This is a genomic window from Streptomyces atratus (assembly GCF_040655115.1).
Classification (GTDB): domain Bacteria; phylum Actinomycetota; class Actinomycetes; order Streptomycetales; family Streptomycetaceae; genus Streptomyces; species Streptomyces atratus_D.
This window is the reverse complement of record NZ_JBFAJH010000003.1, coordinates 1-15,442: the sequence shown is the minus strand read 5'-3', so window position 1 is coordinate 15,442 and position 15,442 is coordinate 1. Positions and strand designations below refer to the sequence as shown.

Below are 15,442 nucleotides of genomic sequence, written 5' to 3'. Positions count from 1 at the left end.
GGGATCGCGGGCCTTCTTGACCGCGGCCGGCCGCGGGAGGCCTACACCCCCGTCCCGCGGACTCCCGCTTCGGGAGCGGCGGTTCCTTCCGCCACGACGGTCGCTCCTGCCCAGGCGTGCTCCATCGGACCGGTGGTACGAGATCAGCGACCTCGGCCGGAGCCGCTCTCGCCGCTGTTCGCCGTGCTTGCCGACCGGTCCCAGGCCAACCTGGAGCGGGTCGAGGAGGCCTGCCGCGCGTACGACGCCCCCGACGCGACCGGTGCGGTCACGGGCCGTCGCTCCCGAGCGTCCGTGTGGCGCAGGAGATCTTCGTTCTGACGGTTCGTCGCCGTCGTCGACAGGCTGACGTCCGCCGGCCCTTGCGACAACCTGTCTGCGCCGAACGGCCGACTCACCTTCACCCAGGGCGACATCTGCGATCGGTCGCCGCGGCCGGCCGTGCTGCCGGTCCACGATGCGATCGTGCACTTCGTGGCCGAATCGCCTGTGGACCGCTCCCCGGAGACCGCCGCGCCCTTCGCCCGTGCCGGTGTCCCCGGCACCCGGACGCCGCTGGAGGCCGCGCTGCGCGCCGGCGTTCCGCCGCTTTGCGCACGTCTCCACCGACGAGGTGTACGGATCCATCGAGCAGGGCGCGTGGACCGAGGACCGGCCGCTGAGACCGCATTCCCCGTACGCCGGGCCGACCACCCGGGACAAGGGCATCGTCTCCATGAAGGTGCGCCGCGCGCGGTGGCCGGTGAGCCCATAACGATGTGCCCGACGGACGGCCCGCCGGGACCTCCTCCACCTCGACGACGTCGCCCGCGCCTTCTCGGTCGCCCTCGACCGCACGGACGAGCCCGCCGGACGCCGCTGACTGCTCGGCGCCGACCACGGCGCCCCGCTCGGCGCCGTGTGCACCACGATTTACGAACGGGTCTCCGAACAGACCCGGATAGCCGGACAGTGCCGGACCCCACCCACCGTGACCTGGGGCCGGTCCGGCGCTTATGCGTTCGCTACAGCGGCCTCGCTACCGTGCCATGACCAGCAAAAAGGCCCTCCCGAGGGAGGGCCTGATGTCGTACGGGCAAAGTGCCCCCGGCAGGACTCGAACCTGCGGCCAAGCGCTTAGAAGGCGCCTGCTCTATCCACTGAGCTACGGGGGCCGGGCGGTGGCCTCGGTGGCCTGGATCCGGGCCGTTCCGTGACCTTGCCGGGACAAGGATAGGGCTCCGATCGCCTCGACCCGGTTGCTTCACCTGCGTGGCACGATGTGTAGGTTCGGTGAAGCGAACCGATAATCGCAGGTAGGGGCGGCTCGCGCATCGCTTTTGACGCCTCGCGCCCCGGGTGTTGTGCACTCGTTATGCCTGCGTCCCACTCGCCCCCTCTGTCCCGACGGCGCAATCGGCGCGCAGAGGGGGCTATACGCTTCAAAAAGGCGCCAAAATTGGGCATTCTTCGCATGTGGTGACCATGGACGTACGGCCTCAGCTCATCGACGCACTTTCCGCCCTGCGCGACCGTGTCGCCGCCGTGCGTCTCCCACTGCCGCTCCCTGGGGTGACACGCGCCCGGCAGACGAGGGTCGAGCTGCTCGCACAGCTCGACGGCTACCTGCTTCCCCGGCTCAAGGATCCCGAAGCGCCCGTGCTCGCGGTCATCGGCGGATCCACCGGCGCCGGGAAGTCGACGCTCGTCAATTCGCTCGTGGGGCGGCGGGTCAGTGAGGCCGGGGTACTCAGGCCGACCACCCGGATCCCCGTCCTTGTCTGCCATCCGGATGATCACCACTGGTTCGCCGGGGTCCGAGTGCTGCCGCAGCTGACCCGGGTCTGGCTGCCGCCGGGGGAACCCACGGATCCCGGCCTCCGCGACGAGCTCGCCGCGCTCGACGACGGCGCGGAGGAGGAGGGGACGACGCTGCGGGTCGAGACCGCCGCGAGTCTGCCGCGCGGGCTTGCGCTGCTCGACGCCCCCGACATCGACTCGCTCGTCGTACGGAACCGGGTGCTGGCCGCCGAACTCATCTGCGCCGCCGACGTCTGGGTCATGGTGACCACCGCCTCCCGGTACGCCGACGCGGTGCCGTGGCATCTGCTGCGTACCGCGAAGGAGTACGACGCCTCGCTCGTCGCCGTGCTCGACCGGGTGCCGCACCAGGTGATCGGCGAGGTCTCGCGGCAGTACGGGGCGCTCCTCACCAAAGCGGGACTGGGTGAGGTGCCCCGGTTCACCATCCCGGAACTGCCCGAGTCGGCGGGCGGCGGCAGCGGGCTGCTGCCCACCACCGCGGTTGCCCCGCTGCGCGCCTGGCTCAGCCACCGCGTGCAGGATCCGGCGGCCCGCCAGCAGGCGGTGGGGCGTACGGCGGCCGGGGTCATCGACTCGCTGGACGTACGGATGCCGGAGCTGGCCGGCGCCGTTGCCGCACAGTACGCCGCGGCCGTGCGGCTCACCGGCGTCGTCGAGGACGCCTACCAGAAGGAGGGTGCACGGGTCCGGCGGCGGCTGCGGAACGGGGGCGTGCTCGCAGGGGACGCCCGTACCCGATGGCGCGGATACCCGCACTACAGCACGTCCGAGGAACTCCTCGACGCGCTGGTGGAGAGCCTCGCCGCGCTGTTGCAGTGCGCCGTGGCCGCCGCCGACGAACAGATCCGGACCACCTGGCAGTGCGAACCCGCAGCCGGTGTGTTCGGGTTCGGGAACGCGGGCCGGGAAGCCGGGGTCTGGGGGCCCGCCGAGGACGTCCCGGGCCGGGTCGCCATGGCCGTACGGCGGTGGCGGCGGGTCCTGGAGGAGCTGGCCGAGGAAGAGGTGCGCCGGCTGGAACGCGGCGCCGCACCCGACGCCGAGACGGTGGCCGCGCTGCTGGCCGCCGTGCTGCTCGGCGGCCGTCGTGCCCGCAGCGCAGGGGAACAGCTCGCCGAACGCATCGGAGTCCAGGGCGCCCTGCGGCTGCGCGACAAGGGCGGGGTACTGCTGACGAGCTGTCTCGACCGGGTGCTGGGCAGCGAGCGCGACCGGCGGATGGCGCCGCTCGACGCGCTCGACGTGTCCCCGGAGCCACAGGCCGAACTGATCGCCGCGCTGTCCGTACTGCAGAAGGAGAGGTGGGAGTGTTGACTGCCGTCACTGACCAGGATCACGGCCAGGAGCAGGGCGAGGCCGGTGGTGTCGTCGTGTCCCAGGGCCGGCACGTCCCCGCGTCCGTGGGCCGGTGGGACGACGGGCTCATCGCCCGGCGCGCAGCGGTCCTCGCCGAGGACCCCGAGGACCCCGAGCCCGCCCCCGACGACGTACGTCCTCAGGTCGAGGCGTACGTACCCTCCGGCAGCCCGCTCCGGCCGCGGCTCGACGCCTTGCGCGAACTCGTCGGGCTGTCCCGGGCCCGGCTCGACGGGACCACGCTCGCCGAGGCGGGACGCGTGCTCGACGAAGCCGCCGCACGACAGCGGCTCTCCTCGCGGCACACCGTCGTCGCCATCGCCGGGGCGTCCGGCAGCGGCAAGTCGATGCTCTTCAACTCCCTCGCGGGCGCACAGATCTCCGAGACAGGGCTGCGCAGGCCGACCACCGCCGCGCCCCTTGCCTGCTCCTGGACCGACGGCGCCGCCGGGCTGCTGGACCGGCTGGCCGTCCCGGGACGGCTCAGGCGCAGGCCCCAGCAGGGCGGTACGGAGGCGGACGAGGGGCTCCAGGGGCTCGTCCTCGTCGATCTGCCCGACCACGACTCGGCAGCGGCCGGGCACCGCGAGCAGGTGGACCGGGTGCTGGCGCTGGTCGACGCGGTGATCTGGGTCGTCGATCCCGAGAAGTACGCGGACGCCGCCCTGCACGAGCGCTATCTGCGACCGCTGGCCGGCCACGCGGAGGTCACGTTCGTCGTCCTCAACCAGGTGGACCGGTTGCCCGGTGACGCCGCCGACCAGGTCCTCGACGATCTGCGCCGGCTCCTCGACGAGGACGGCATGGCGCTCGGCGAACACGGCGAACCGGGCGCCACCGTCCTGTCGCTGTCCGCGCTCACCGGGGAAGGCGTGGATGAACTGCGCGAGCTCCTCGGCCGGTTCGTGCAGGAGCGCACAGCAGCGGCGCGCCGGCTCTCGGCCGATGTGGACGCCGCGGCGGCGAAGCTGCGTCCGGTGTACGTCGCCGAGGGGCGGCCGGGTCTCGGGGAACGGGCCCGCGAGGAGTTCGCCGACCGGTTGGGGGAGGCGGTGGGCGCGGCCGCGGCCGGTCAGGCCGCCGAACGTGAGTGGCGAAGGAACGCCGGACGCGCCTGCGGGACGCCGTGGCTGCGGCTGTGGCGGTGGTACGAGTCCACCCGGCAGCCGGGAAGCCCGGACCGGTCGGCGGCCATGCCCGCGCCGACGGAGGAACAGCTCACCGCCCGGCAACGGGTCGAGCAGGCGGTACGGACGGTGGCGGACGCCGCCGCGGACGGGCTGCCGGGTCCTTGGGCGCAGGCGGTCCGCGAGGCCGCGGTGCACGGGGCGACGGGGCTGCCGGAGGCACTGGACGAGCTGGCCGAGAAGGCGGGAACGGCGGGGGACGGGCGGGCCAGGGGCGCGGGTGAGGACGCGGGACGCGGTACTGCGGCCGCGGTCGGCGGAGGGGGTGTCGTGGCCACCGGTGTGGCCGGTGCATCGGGTGTGGCGCACAACGGTCGGATGGGCGGCAAGCCGCCGAGGCCCGCGTGGTGGCCCGCCGCCGTGCTGGCGCAGGCGTCCATGACGCTGCTGCAGGTTTTCGGCGGACTCTGGCTGGTCGGCCAGATCATCGGCGTAGTCGAACCGGGACTGCTCACGCCCGCGCTGGTGATGCTGGCGGGTGTGATCGGCGGGCCGTTGGTCGAGTGGTCGTGTGCGGCGGCCGCACGGGGGCCCGCCCGGCGGTACGGGCAGGAGGCCGAGCGGCGCCTGCGCGAGGCGGCGGCGGCCGTCGGCCGGGCGAGGGTACTCGATCCGGTGGCGGCCGAACTGGTGCGGTACCGGGAGGTGCGCGAGCGGTACGTGGCGGTGACGGAGTTTTCCACAACCGGTCGGTAGTACACAGCCCTCAGCAGGATCCCCGCCTTCCCTTCAGCATGAGATCAGTGACCGCGCGGCAGCGGCCACGGAGCCGAAGGGGAGGCGGAGACATGAACGAGACCGTGGTGACACTGGTGGGCAACGCGGCGACCGGGGTGGAGTTCCGGGAGACCGCGACCGGCGGAATGGCGCGATTCCGGTTCGCCGTGACGGCCCGCCGCTGGGACCGGGAGAAACAGCTCTGGGCGGACGGGCACACCAGCTTCTACACCGTGTGGGCGTGGCGCACGCTGGCGGCGAATATCGCGGGCTCGGTCGCGGTCGGAGAACCACTGCTCGTGCACGGCCGGTTGAAGGTGCGCGAGGAGGAACGGGACGGACAGCGGCGGACGTTCGTGGACATCGAGGCGGTGGCGGTCGGACACGATCTGACACGGGGCACGGCGGCCTTCCGGCGGGTGCTGCGGGGCGACCCGACGCTGACGGCCCGGCCCGGCAGGAGGGAAGGGCCGGACGCGGTGGGAGATGAGCGGGGAAGGGGGAACGCCGCCGGGCGGGGGCGACGTCGGGCGGGAGCCGCGGCGGGGGAGGCGGCAGGGACGGCGGCGCGAGCGCCAGTGGGGGTGATGGTGCGTCAAGAGCAGATCCCCGAGCTGGCGTCGGCGCCGTGACCGTGTCCCTGGCCGTGCTCGGGGCGAGCGGAGCGGGGGTCGGCGGGTGGCAAACAGTTTCGGCGATAACGATTCTGATTCGGAATGGTTGTGCGACGGTATGACGGGGGACTGTGCTTCGTCGCTTCCTTAGGATTCCCCAGTACTCACGGGGCACTTGAGTCGACTGGCGGGGCAATCCCCACACGCGCATCAGGCGCGGAGGGCCCCGCCCAGAGGGGACATCTGTGTTTTCTGCTTCTTCAGCGACCATTTCATCGTCCGACACGGAGGCGAATCCGCCACGGAGCCGGGGCATCGCCCGGCTGGCCGCATCGGTGGTGGCATCCGGACTCGTCATAGCCGGGGCCCTCGTCGGCGCGGGCACCGCGGCCGCCGACGAGGCGCCGTACCACCAGGGCGGCGCCACCGCAGTCCTGGACGGGTTGAAGACCTACGACCGGGCAGTGCTCAGCACGGACGGGAAGAAGCAGGAACTACCCGCCGGGCTCTTCGAGATGACCGTCGACGGCGGCGGCAAGCTCAAGACGTACTGCATCGACATCCATAACCCCACCCAGGACCAGGCGAAGTACCTGGAGACCCCCTGGAACCAGACGTCGCTCGGCGCCAACAAGAACGCGGGCCGGATCCGCTGGATCCTGGAGCACTCCTACCCGCAGATCGACGACCTCGCGGCACTTGCCGAGCAGGCCGGCACCGGGCCGCTCACCGAGCAGACCGCGGCGGCGGGCACCCAGGTCGCCATCTGGCGCTACTCGGACGACGCCGATGTCGAGGCCACCGACAAGCAGGCCAAGAAGCTCGCCGACTGGCTGGAGGAGCACGCCGAGGACGCCGCCGAGCCCAAGGCGTCCCTCGCCCTGGACGCGGCCGCGGTCTCCGGCCGGTCCGGTGAGCGGCTCGGGCCGGTCACCGTCCGCACCAACGCCGGCCAGGTCTCGGTGACCCCGCCCGCCGACTCCGCCAGCGGCGTCACGGTCACCGACAAGAGCGGCAAGCCCGTCACCGCCGCCGCCAACGGCGCCGAGCTCTACTTCGACGTCCCGGCGGGCACCGCCGACGGCACCGCCTCGCTGACCGTCCAGGCCACCACCTCGGTGCCGGTCGGCCGGGCCTTCGCCGGAGTGACCAAGAGCCAGACGCAGATCCTGGCCGGGTCCAGCGAGTCCACGGTCTCCGCGACGGCCACCGCGACCTGGGCCAAGAAGGGCGCGATCCCCGCGGTCACCGCGAAGAAGAACTGCGCCAAGGGCGGCGTGGACGTCACCGCGAGCAACGAGGGCGACGAGGCGTTCACCTTCGAGCTGGCCGGCATCAAGCACACCATCGAGGCCGGGACGTCCGAGACCGTGACCGTCCCGGTCGCCGAGGACCAGGCCTACGACTTCACGATCACCGGTCCCGGCGGCTTCACCAAGACGTTCAAGGGCGTCCTGGACTGCAAGACCAGCGGCAGCTCCACCGGCGGCCCCGACACCCAGACCGTCGACCAGCCCGCCCCGGCTTCCGTGGGCGGCAGCTCGACCGGAACCGGGGGCGACCTCGCCGAGACCGGTGGCTCGAGCGCCACCCCGGTCATCGCGGGCATCGCCATCGCCCTGGTCGTCGGCGGCGGCGGCGCGGTCTTCCTCCTGCGGAGGCGGAAGACGCAGACCACCGCGGAGTAAACGAGTAAACAAAGGGTGACGCATCGGGACCACGCCGTCACGATGCGCTGATGGCAGCCCCGGTACGTCCACGCGTACCGGGGCTGTCGCGTACCGGAAGGCATCCACGGGACGTACCGTCGGCCGGACGGGTTTCCGTCCTGGGGTGGACGTCAGGCAAGATGGGGTGTATCTGCCCACACATCGATTGCCGGACGGTTTCTCTTGGCTGAGTACATCTACACGATGCGCAAGACGCGCAAGGCGCACGGCGACAAGGTGATCCTTGACGACGTCACGCTGAGCTTCCTGCCCGGCGCCAAGATCGGTGTGGTGGGACCCAACGGTGCCGGTAAGTCCACGGTGCTGAAGATCATGGCCGGCCTGGAGCAGCCGTCCAACGGTGATGCGTTCCTGTCGCCCGGCTTCAGCGTCGGCATCCTCATGCAGGAGCCGCTGCTCGACGAGTCCAAGACCGTCCTGGAGAACGTGCAGGACGGCGCCGCCGAGATCATGGGCAAGCTCACGCGCTTCAACGAGGTCGCCGAGCTGATGGCGACCGACTACTCGGACGCGCTCATGGACGAGATGGGCAAGCTCCAGGAGGACCTGGACCACGCCAACGCCTGGGACCTGGACGCGCAGTTGGAGCAGGCCATGGACGCGCTGGGCTGTCCGCCCGGCGACTGGCCCGTCGTCAACCTCTCCGGTGGCGAGAAGCGCCGCGTCGCGCTCTGCAAGCTGCTCATCGAGGCCCCGGACCTGCTCCTTCTCGACGAGCCCACCAACCACCTCGACGCCGAGTCGGTGAACTGGCTGGAGCAGCACCTCTCGAAGTACGCGGGCGCCGTCGTCGCCGTCACGCACGACCGGTACTTCCTCAACAACGTCGCCGAGTGGATCCTCGAGCTGGACCGCGGCCGCGCCATTCCCTACGAGGGCAACTACTCCACGTACCTCGACAAGAAGGCCTCCCGCCTCAAGGTCGAGGGCCGCAAGGACGAGAAGCGCGCCAAGCGGCTCAAGGAAGAGCTGGAGTGGGTCCGCTCGAACGCCAAGGGCCGGCAGACCAAGTCCAAGGCGCGTCTCGCCCGGTACGAGGAGATGGCGGCCGAGGCGGACAAGATGCGGAAGCTGGACTTCGAGGAGATCCAGATCCCGCCGGGCCCGCGGCTCGGTTCCATCGTCGTCGAGGTCGAGAACCTCTCGAAGGCCTTCGGCGACAAGGTCCTCATCGACGACCTGTCGTTCACGCTGCCGCGCAACGGCATCGTCGGCGTCATCGGTCCGAACGGCGCGGGCAAGACCACGCTGTTCAAGATGATCCAGGGCCTGGAGACGCCGGACTCCGGCGGCATCAAGGTCGGCGACACCGTCAAGATCTCCTACGTCGACCAGAGCCGCGCCAACATCGACCCCAAGAAGACCCTCTGGGCGGTCGTGTCGGACGAGCTCGACTACATCAACGTCGGCCAGGTCGAGATGCCGTCGCGGGCGTACGTCTCCGCGTTCGGCTTCAAGGGCCCGGACCAGCAGAAGCCGGCCGGCGTGCTCTCCGGTGGTGAGCGCAACCGCCTCAACCTGGCGTTGACGCTCAAGGAGGGCGGCAACCTGCTGCTCCTCGACGAGCCCACCAACGACCTCGACGTCGAGACCCTGTCCTCGCTCGAGAACGCGCTCCTGGAGTTCCCGGGTGCGGCGGTGGTCATCTCCCACGACCGCTGGTTCCTGGACCGCGTCGCCACGCACATCCTGGCGTACGAGGGCGACTCCAAGTGGTACTGGTTCGAGGGCAACTTCGAGTCGTACGAGAAGAACAAGGTCGAGCGCCTCGGCGCGGACGCGGCCCGCCCGCACCGTGCCACGTACAAGAAGCTCACGCGAGGCTGATCGTCTTGGCTCGTCACATCTACAACTGCCCGCTGCGCTGGTCGGACATGGATGCCTTCGGCCACGTCAACAACGTGGTCTTCCTCCGCTACCTGGAGGAGGCGCGCATCGACTTCATGTTCCGGCTGGCGCCGGGGGACGGCTCGCCTTCCTTCGCCGGCGGGTCCGTCGTGGCCCGGCACGAGATCGACTACGTGCGCCCGCTGGTCCACCGGCACGCGCCGGTGACCGTCGAGTCCTGGGTCACGAAGATAGGTGCCGCGTCCCTGACGATTTCGTACGAGATCAAGGACCCGGACCAGGTGTACGTGCGGGCCTCGACCGTCGTCGTGCCGTACGACCTGGCCGAGGAGCGGCCCCGGCGGATCTCCGCGGAGGAGAAGCTCTTCCTTCAGGAGTACCTGGCCGAGGAGCCCGCCGCCGTATGACGGTGCCCGTGCAGTCGCTGCAGTTCACCGATCCGAGGGAGGCGGCGGATCTCGCCGCCTTCCTCGGCCGCCTGCTCCACTACGACCGGGCGGCCGCCGTCCGGCTGCAGGCGGGCGGCGGCGCACTGGCCGTGTTCGGCAGGCCGCCGTCGTTCGAGGTCCTCGCGATCCGGACGGCGCGGCTGGCCGACCCGCTCGACTTCGACATCACCGTGTCCGCCGGTGAACTCCTCGAATCGTTCGACGCCGACACGGGTGATTCCCGTGGCGGGCTGCCCGCGCCCGTCACCGGGCCGCCGTGGACGGGGATGCTCCCGCCGCGCACCGGCTGGCAGGAACGGCCGGGACTGCCCGACCCCGTCTCCCTGCGTGCCGCCGTCACCGCCGCGGTGGCGGAGTTCCGCTCCCGCGACGAGGCGCTGCCCGAGGACCGCCGCACCAGGGCGGAACGGGACCTGATCGGCCGCGAGATATGGTCGCGCACGGTCGGCGGCACGGGACTCCCGCTGCGCGCCGTCCACGCGGCCCAGTCCCTCGGCTTCCTCCGCCCGGTCCCGGACTTCCCGGTCGCGCTGTTCGCCTCGGGACCGTGGCTGCGGCTGCGTACCCCGTTCGGGTCGATCGCCGTGCGCGGCGCAGGCGGCGGACTCGGCAACCTCGCGGTGACGATCGGCGCCCGCTGACGCGGAGCCGGAGCGGACCCGCGGGAGAGGCGCCCGTTACCCGCGCTGCTGGTCGTCCGGCCACACCCCGATGTGGTCCTGCTCCAGCTCCAGCATCACGCGGTGCTCCATCCCGAGCGTCTCCGTGTACTCGGCAGGCAATTGCAGCCGCCCCGCGCGGTCGAGCATCGCGTACGCGCGGGCCACCGGGGACTCCTGGCCCGTCGCCGCGTCCACCTCCGTACGGCGCAGCACCTCGGACGGCTGCGGCGAGAAGGAGCCGATGCGCCCTCACCCGCAGAAAGACGAGCCCCGTCACCCGGCCGCCCGACTCCGGCACCCGCACGCCCCCGCCGCTCCCCGGATGCTTTCAGAGCGCACCCGCTCCTGGACATCGCTTTCGCATGCGCCTTGATGCGATCGTGACCGTTGTCCGGTGGCGGAGCATCGCATTCCGCACGCGCGCATGCGTGCCGGAGGGGGGACGCGGCCGTGCCGTCAGCCGTCGGTGTTCACCATCGAGGCGGCGGCGTACGTGAGGTAGTCCCACAGCTGCCGCTCGTGCTCCGGGGAGAGCCCGAGCTCGTCGAGAGCCACGCGCATCCGGCTCAGCCAGGCATCGTGCGCGGCCCGGTCCACCCGGAACGGGACATGCCGCATCCGCAGCCGGGGATGACCACGCTGCTCGCTGTACGTCCGGGGGCCACCCCAGTACTGGATCAGGAACAGCGTGAACCGCTCCTCGGCCGGCCCCAGATCCTCCTCCGGGTACATCGGCCGTAGCAGCGGGTCCTCGGCGACCCCCTGGTAGAAGCGGTGGACCAGGCGCCGGAAAGTCTCCTCGCCGCCGACCTGCTCGTAAAAGGTCTGCTCCTGAAGCGTGTCGCGCGGAATCTCTGTCACCCGTCCATGGTCGCAGACGCACCGGCCGAGGTCCGGGGTCCTAGGACCCCCGGACCGCAGACCGGGACGGCTCAGTCCCCCCGGGGCACCCGGTTGTGCCCGTACCGCCGGGAGAGCAGCCCGCCGGCCGACGTGGATGACCGACCGGATCGGCCGGAAACGGCTACCGGGGTGGCGTGTACCTGCCGTTCGTCGGCTCCGGTCCACCGTCCGCCTCGTCGCCTCCGGCGATCCCGAGCGGGACAGTGGAGGTATGGGCCCACACCTGGATCAGTTCGCGGAGGCCGGCGCCGAGGTCCGGAGGGCGATGGTGCGGGGAATCGTCGCGGACGGGGAGCTGGAGGACCCCGCCTGGCGTGCCGCGTTCGAGGCGGTGCCCCGCCATCTGTTCGTGCCCTACTACTACGTGACCGGGACCAGCGGGCCCGAACGACTCTGGTGCGAGGACCCCGACCCGGCCCGGCGGGCCCAGTGGCTGCACGGCGCGTACGCCGACGGGGCGCTGGCCACCCGGATCCGGGACGGCGCACTCGTCTCGTCGAGCAGCCAGCCGTCGCTGATGGCCCGGATGCTGGAAGAGCTGGGCATACAGGACGGCCAGAGCGTTCTGGAGATCGGCGCGGGCACCGGCTACAACGCCGCGCTGCTCGCCCACCGCCTCGGCGACGACGCGGTGACCACGATGGACCTCGACCCGGAGATCACGGAGTCGGCGCGCAGCCATCTGTCGGCAGCGGGTTATCACCCGGCGGTGATCACCGGGGACGGGGCGCGGGGCTGCCCCGAGCGCGCCCCGTACGACCGGATCATCGCGACCTGCACCCTGCCGTCCGTACCGCAGGCCTGGCTGGCGCAGTGCAAGCCGGAGGCACGGATCCTGGCACCGTTCGCGACCGGTCTGATTCTCCTGCGGGTACGCAGGTCACCGCACGGTCCGTGTGCCGAGGGGCGGTTCCTGCACACGCCCGCGTACTTCGTGCCGCTGCGCGGGGCCGTGCCGCCGGAGCGCCACCCGCACACCGGCGGAGTGCCGAGGCGGGTCGCCGGGAACGAACTGTTCCGGTTCCTGCTGGCGCTGACCGGCACCACCCTCGACCCGCGTGAGGCCCTCTCCCTCTGGCAGCGCGAGAAGCGCCCCGAGCGGGAGAGGTTCGGCATCACCGTCCGGGACGGGAGGCAGTGGGCCTGGCTGGACGACCCGGAAGGGCCGTACGCCTGGCCACTGCTCGCCGACTGAGAGCCTGTCGGGTGACCTTCGATCGGATAGCGGACGCGGTCTGGTGCGTGCGATTCCAAGGCGGCGGGATGTCCTTGTAGCGGAGCTACTAGGACATTTCGGCAACGCGGGAAGCGTGCGTGCCAGGGCGTGGCCGCCCGATCAGAGGTCACCCGACAGGCTCTGAGGAACCCGGTCAGCCGCGGCGGATGGTGATCGTCGTCCACGCCCCGACATGCACCTGGTCGCCGTCCTGGAGGGGTACGGGGACGTAGGGCTGGATCGGGTCCTCGGCGCCGTTCAGCGTCGTGCCGTTGGTGGAGTTCTGGTCGACCACGGCCCAGCTGCTGTCGGGCTGCTGCACCAGCACCGCGTGCTGGTGCGAGACCCCCGGGTCCTCCGGCGGCACGGACAGATCGACATCGGGGGACTCGCCGGTGCTGTGCCGGCGACGGCCGATGGTGACCTGGTTGCCGGTGAGCGGCAGGCGCTGCTCCGGCGAGTACGCGGGCAGGTTGAGCCCGGTCGCCTCGGGGCCGCTGCGCTGCATCATCGCCAGGAAGTACTCACGGTCCGGGGCGATGACCGCAGTCCAGCCCGTGGGGGTCTGGTTCTGGTCCGGTCCCTGGTTCGGGCCCTGGCCCTGGAACGGCCGCTGCGCCGGGGCCTGCTGCTGCGAGGGCGGCGGCAGCATCCAGTCGTCACCCGTGGACTGCGGAGCCTGCGGCTGCGGCGGGGCGGGCGGACCGGGCCGCTCGAAGGACGGCGGCGCGCTCTGCTGCTGGAACGACGGAGCAGGAGGCGGGCCCTGCTGCCGGAAGGACGGCGGCGGCGGGCCCTGCTGCTGGAACGGCTGCGGCGGCTGCTGCGGGCCCGGCGCCGGGGGCCCCGGGGTGAGCGGCTCGGCCGGGCGGTTCACCTGGGAGGGCCGCGAGCTCTGGTACTCGAACGGGTCGCGCTGCTGCGGCGGCGTGGGCGGTCCCTGCTGCGCCTGGAAGCCGGGCGGCAGGTTCAGACCGGGCACGGGTCCGCCGGGGCCGGGTCCGCCCGGACCGCCGTGCTGCGGGGCGAGCGGGGTGTACGACGTCGCCGTGTTCGTGAGGAAGTTCCAGCGGCACTCCTCGCAGAACGGCGCCATCGTCTCACGCGGGGTGCGGCACTGCGGGCAGAGCTCTGCCTGCTGGGTGGCGTCGGAGCCGGGGCCCTGCGGGTAGCCGTATCCGGGCGCGGGCGGCGGTGGAGGCGGCGGGGGGACTGCACCCGCAGGCGCGCCGGCCCCGGCCATGCGATGGCCGCAGACCTCGCACCAGTCCTCGGAACCCGACTGGTGTCCGTTCGGGCAGGTCGGCATGTCGGCGCTTCCCCCTCTCCTCGTCCGGCCCGGGGGCCGTCATTGCTGATCGCTTCGCCACGCCGCTGAGCTGCGCGGCCCTCGTGTTACTTCTTCACGCGGACGGTCTTGGTGGAGCGCGTTTCGAGGGTCATCTCGTCGGCCTCCGCGACCTTCGCCTTCAGTCGCACAGTACCTGTCGCCGCATCGACGACGTCTACCACCTTCGAAAGCAGTTTCGCAGTGTCCTCGTTTCCGGACGCCGATGCCAGCTGCACCGCACGGCCGAGTTTCGCCGTCGCTCCGTCGAAGTCTCCCGACTTGCGGGCATCGAGACCCTGTTGGATGACTTGTGCCAGTTCCGCCTGGCCGGTGTAGTGCGCGACCTGCGGATTGATCGAGGTGGATGCCGCCATGTCGTCCGTCCACACCGCTCGAACCAGCCCCTGCGAGAGCACCTGCGGAGCCGCCGCCCCCGACGGGTCGGGGAGGAGCAGCGAGACACGGGCGGCGAGCATCTCCTGTCCGATCCCGGCCTCCGGCACCTGTACACATACGTGGTAGTCGCGGGACTCGTCACCCCAGGAGCCGGTCGGGTAGTCGCCGGCGCGCGGGCCCGCCTCGGTGCGGCGGTCGGTCAGTTCGGCGACCGTCGGCGCGACCTGCTTGACGAACTTGATCTCGACCCCGACGGGCGTCCACAGGCGCAGCGCCACGTCCGCGACCTCCTTGCCCATCGCGTTCTCCATCATCTGCGTGAAGTCCGCGGCGAGCCCCGCCGGGTCGGCGACGATGTCGGCCGTGCCGAGCAGCGCCGAGGCTATGGCTGTGACCTCTTTCACCTCCCAGTCGGTTCCGACTCCGCGGGCGTCACAGGTGAAGCGGCCCGCACACGCGTCGAGCGCGGCCCGCAGGTCCTTCGGCGACTCGTGCTCGTTGCGGCCGTCGGTGAGGAGGATGCCGTGCCGGATGTCCACATCGGCGGCACCGAGCAGCCGATCGGTCAGCCGCAGCCAGGTACCGATCGCCGTACCGCCGCCCGCGCTGAGCCGGCGCAGGGCCTCCTTCGCCTGGGCGCGGGTCTGTGTGTCGGCCACGGCGAGGCGGCCGTTGCCCGGATAGACCTCCTTGGCGATGTGCGTACCGCCGACCACGGCGAACGAGGTGCCGTCACGCAGGGTGTCGATGGCCGCGGCCGTCGCATCACGGGCGTTGCGCATCTTCGTCGGCGGGTAGTCCATCGAACCGGAGCAGTCCACCATGATCACCACGGCGGCGTTCGGCCCCCGGCCCGGCATCTGCCCCGGCGAGAGAGTCGCCCCGGTCAGCGGGACGCCACCGGTGGTGCCGCCGCCGGTGGAGGTGACGGTGACGATCGCGTTGACCTCGCGGCCGCCCTCCGGCAGATATTCGTTCTGGTACACGTCGACGGAGAACTGCGGCACGTGGGACTTGGAGAAGTTGGCCATCTGATCGGCTCCTGGCAAAGGTGGCAGAGCTGGCAAAGGTCGCGGGGGACAGGAGAGCGGGCAGTTCCGGACGTGGGGCCTTGGACCGACCGGCAGTTGGGGGGTGGCGTCACGGGGCTGGGGCACGCACCTCGCGGCGTTGTCGTCAATCACCAGGGCTCCGCCATGGCTCAATCCTCCGCCTTGCGATGCACGCACCC

The 15,442-nt window shown here is 71.6% G+C and carries 13 protein-coding genes, 1 tRNA gene and 2 pseudogenes; 11 read left to right on the top strand and 5 right to left on the bottom strand.

The genetic code is table 11. The features are described 5' to 3' along the window. Positions 1-132: 132 nt before the first annotated feature. From AB0I23_RS05185 to AB0I23_RS05175, 3 genes and pseudogenes are all read left to right on the top strand, one after another. Positions 133-321 (top strand): hypothetical protein, encoded by a 189-nt coding sequence (locus AB0I23_RS05185; RefSeq protein ID WP_359106980.1) that lies wholly within the window; start codon positions 133-135, stop codon positions 319-321. A gap of 24 nt (positions 322-345) precedes the next feature. Then, positions 346-525 (top strand): annotated as a pseudogene (locus AB0I23_RS05180) (dTDP-glucose 4,6-dehydratase); the annotation flags it as partial. Positions 526-532: 7 nt separating this feature from the next. Next, the gene (locus AB0I23_RS05175; protein ID WP_359106979.1) at positions 533-754 is read left to right on the top strand and encodes a GDP-mannose 4,6-dehydratase; all 222 of its coding nucleotides are present in this window, start codon (positions 533-535) and stop codon (positions 752-754) included. A gap of 327 nt (positions 755-1,081) precedes the next feature. Here AB0I23_RS05175 and AB0I23_RS05170 read toward each other — a convergent pair. Then, positions 1,082-1,154: transfer RNA gene (locus AB0I23_RS05170), tRNA-Arg, on the bottom strand. A 310-nt stretch (positions 1,155-1,464) separates the two neighbouring features. Here AB0I23_RS05170 and AB0I23_RS05165 point away from each other — a divergent pair. The 7 genes from AB0I23_RS05165 to AB0I23_RS05135 all read left to right on the top strand — a co-directional run bounded on the left by AB0I23_RS05165 (position 1,465) and on the right by AB0I23_RS05135 (position 10,345). Further along, positions 1,465-3,117, top strand: a complete 1,653-nt coding sequence (locus AB0I23_RS05165; protein ID WP_359106978.1) for a dynamin family protein — start codon at positions 1,465-1,467, stop codon at positions 3,115-3,117. Beyond that, positions 3,114-5,042, top strand: a complete 1,929-nt coding sequence (locus AB0I23_RS05160) for a YfjP family GTPase (RefSeq protein ID WP_359106976.1) — start codon at positions 3,114-3,116, stop codon at positions 5,040-5,042. Before AB0I23_RS05165 ends, AB0I23_RS05160 begins: the two co-directional genes overlap by 4 nt. A 92-nt stretch (positions 5,043-5,134) precedes the next feature. Beyond that, positions 5,135-5,695: a single-stranded DNA-binding protein gene (locus tag AB0I23_RS05155; protein WP_359106974.1), complete on the top strand. Its 561-nt coding sequence runs from the start codon at positions 5,135-5,137 to the stop codon at positions 5,693-5,695. A 227-nt stretch (positions 5,696-5,922) separates the two neighbouring features. Further along, positions 5,923-7,365 (top strand): LAETG motif-containing sortase-dependent surface protein, encoded by a 1,443-nt coding sequence (locus tag AB0I23_RS05150; protein WP_359106972.1) that lies wholly within the window; start codon positions 5,923-5,925, stop codon positions 7,363-7,365. 204 nt (positions 7,366-7,569) lie between these two features. After that, positions 7,570-9,234: an energy-dependent translational throttle protein EttA gene (gene ettA, locus AB0I23_RS05145; RefSeq protein ID WP_359106970.1), complete on the top strand. Its 1,665-nt coding sequence runs from the start codon at positions 7,570-7,572 to the stop codon at positions 9,232-9,234. A 5-nt stretch (positions 9,235-9,239) separates the two neighbouring features. Continuing rightward, complete coding sequence (locus tag AB0I23_RS05140; RefSeq protein WP_359106968.1) at positions 9,240-9,662, top strand: acyl-CoA thioesterase; 423 nt, start codon at positions 9,240-9,242, stop codon at positions 9,660-9,662. After that, positions 9,659-10,345, top strand: coding sequence for a hypothetical protein (locus tag AB0I23_RS05135; protein ID WP_359106966.1), 687 nt, complete (start codon positions 9,659-9,661; stop codon positions 10,343-10,345). Before AB0I23_RS05140 ends, AB0I23_RS05135 begins: the two co-directional genes overlap by 4 nt. A gap of 36 nt (positions 10,346-10,381) precedes the next feature. Here the strand turns inward: AB0I23_RS05135 and AB0I23_RS05130 are convergent. Continuing rightward, positions 10,382-10,585 (bottom strand): annotated as a pseudogene (locus AB0I23_RS05130) (ABC transporter ATP-binding protein); the annotation flags it as partial. Positions 10,586-10,822: 237 nt separating this feature from the next. Next, complete coding sequence (locus AB0I23_RS05125; protein WP_037698315.1) at positions 10,823-11,227, bottom strand: globin; 405 nt, start codon at positions 11,225-11,227, stop codon at positions 10,823-10,825. Between the two features lie 253 nt (positions 11,228-11,480). On the opposite strand from AB0I23_RS05125, the gene AB0I23_RS05120 reads away from it, so the two are divergent. Further along, positions 11,481-12,464, top strand: coding sequence for a methyltransferase domain-containing protein (locus AB0I23_RS05120; protein WP_359106964.1), 984 nt, complete (start codon positions 11,481-11,483; stop codon positions 12,462-12,464). Between the two features lie 175 nt (positions 12,465-12,639). On the opposite strand, the gene AB0I23_RS05115 is transcribed toward AB0I23_RS05120, so the two are convergent. Together AB0I23_RS05115 and AB0I23_RS05110 are read right to left on the bottom strand one after the other, a co-directional pair. Then, positions 12,640-13,794, bottom strand: a complete 1,155-nt coding sequence (locus tag AB0I23_RS05115; protein WP_359106962.1) for an FHA domain-containing protein — start codon at positions 13,792-13,794, stop codon at positions 12,640-12,642. An 86-nt stretch (positions 13,795-13,880) separates the two neighbouring features. Further along, positions 13,881-15,242, bottom strand: a complete 1,362-nt coding sequence (locus tag AB0I23_RS05110; RefSeq protein WP_359106960.1) for a vWA domain-containing protein — start codon at positions 15,240-15,242, stop codon at positions 13,881-13,883. Positions 15,243-15,442 lie beyond the last annotated feature (200 nt).

Bases quoted from the DNA above. Each gene is read 5' to 3' on its own strand.
- AB0I23_RS05115 (WP_359106962.1), bottom strand. From the start codon at position 13,794: ATGCCGACCTGCCCGAACGGACACCAGTCGGGTTCCGAGGACTGGTGC.
- AB0I23_RS05120 (WP_359106964.1), top strand. From the start codon at position 11,481: ATGGGCCCACACCTGGATCAGTTCGCGGAGGCCGGCGCCGAGGTCCGG.
- AB0I23_RS05110 (WP_359106960.1), bottom strand. From the start codon at position 15,242: ATGGCCAACTTCTCCAAGTCCCACGTGCCGCAGTTCTCCGTCGACGTG.
- AB0I23_RS05165 (WP_359106978.1), top strand. From the start codon at position 1,465: ATGGACGTACGGCCTCAGCTCATCGACGCACTTTCCGCCCTGCGCGAC.
- AB0I23_RS05155 (WP_359106974.1), top strand. From the start codon at position 5,135: ATGAACGAGACCGTGGTGACACTGGTGGGCAACGCGGCGACCGGGGTG.
- AB0I23_RS05135 (WP_359106966.1), top strand. From the start codon at position 9,659: ATGACGGTGCCCGTGCAGTCGCTGCAGTTCACCGATCCGAGGGAGGCG.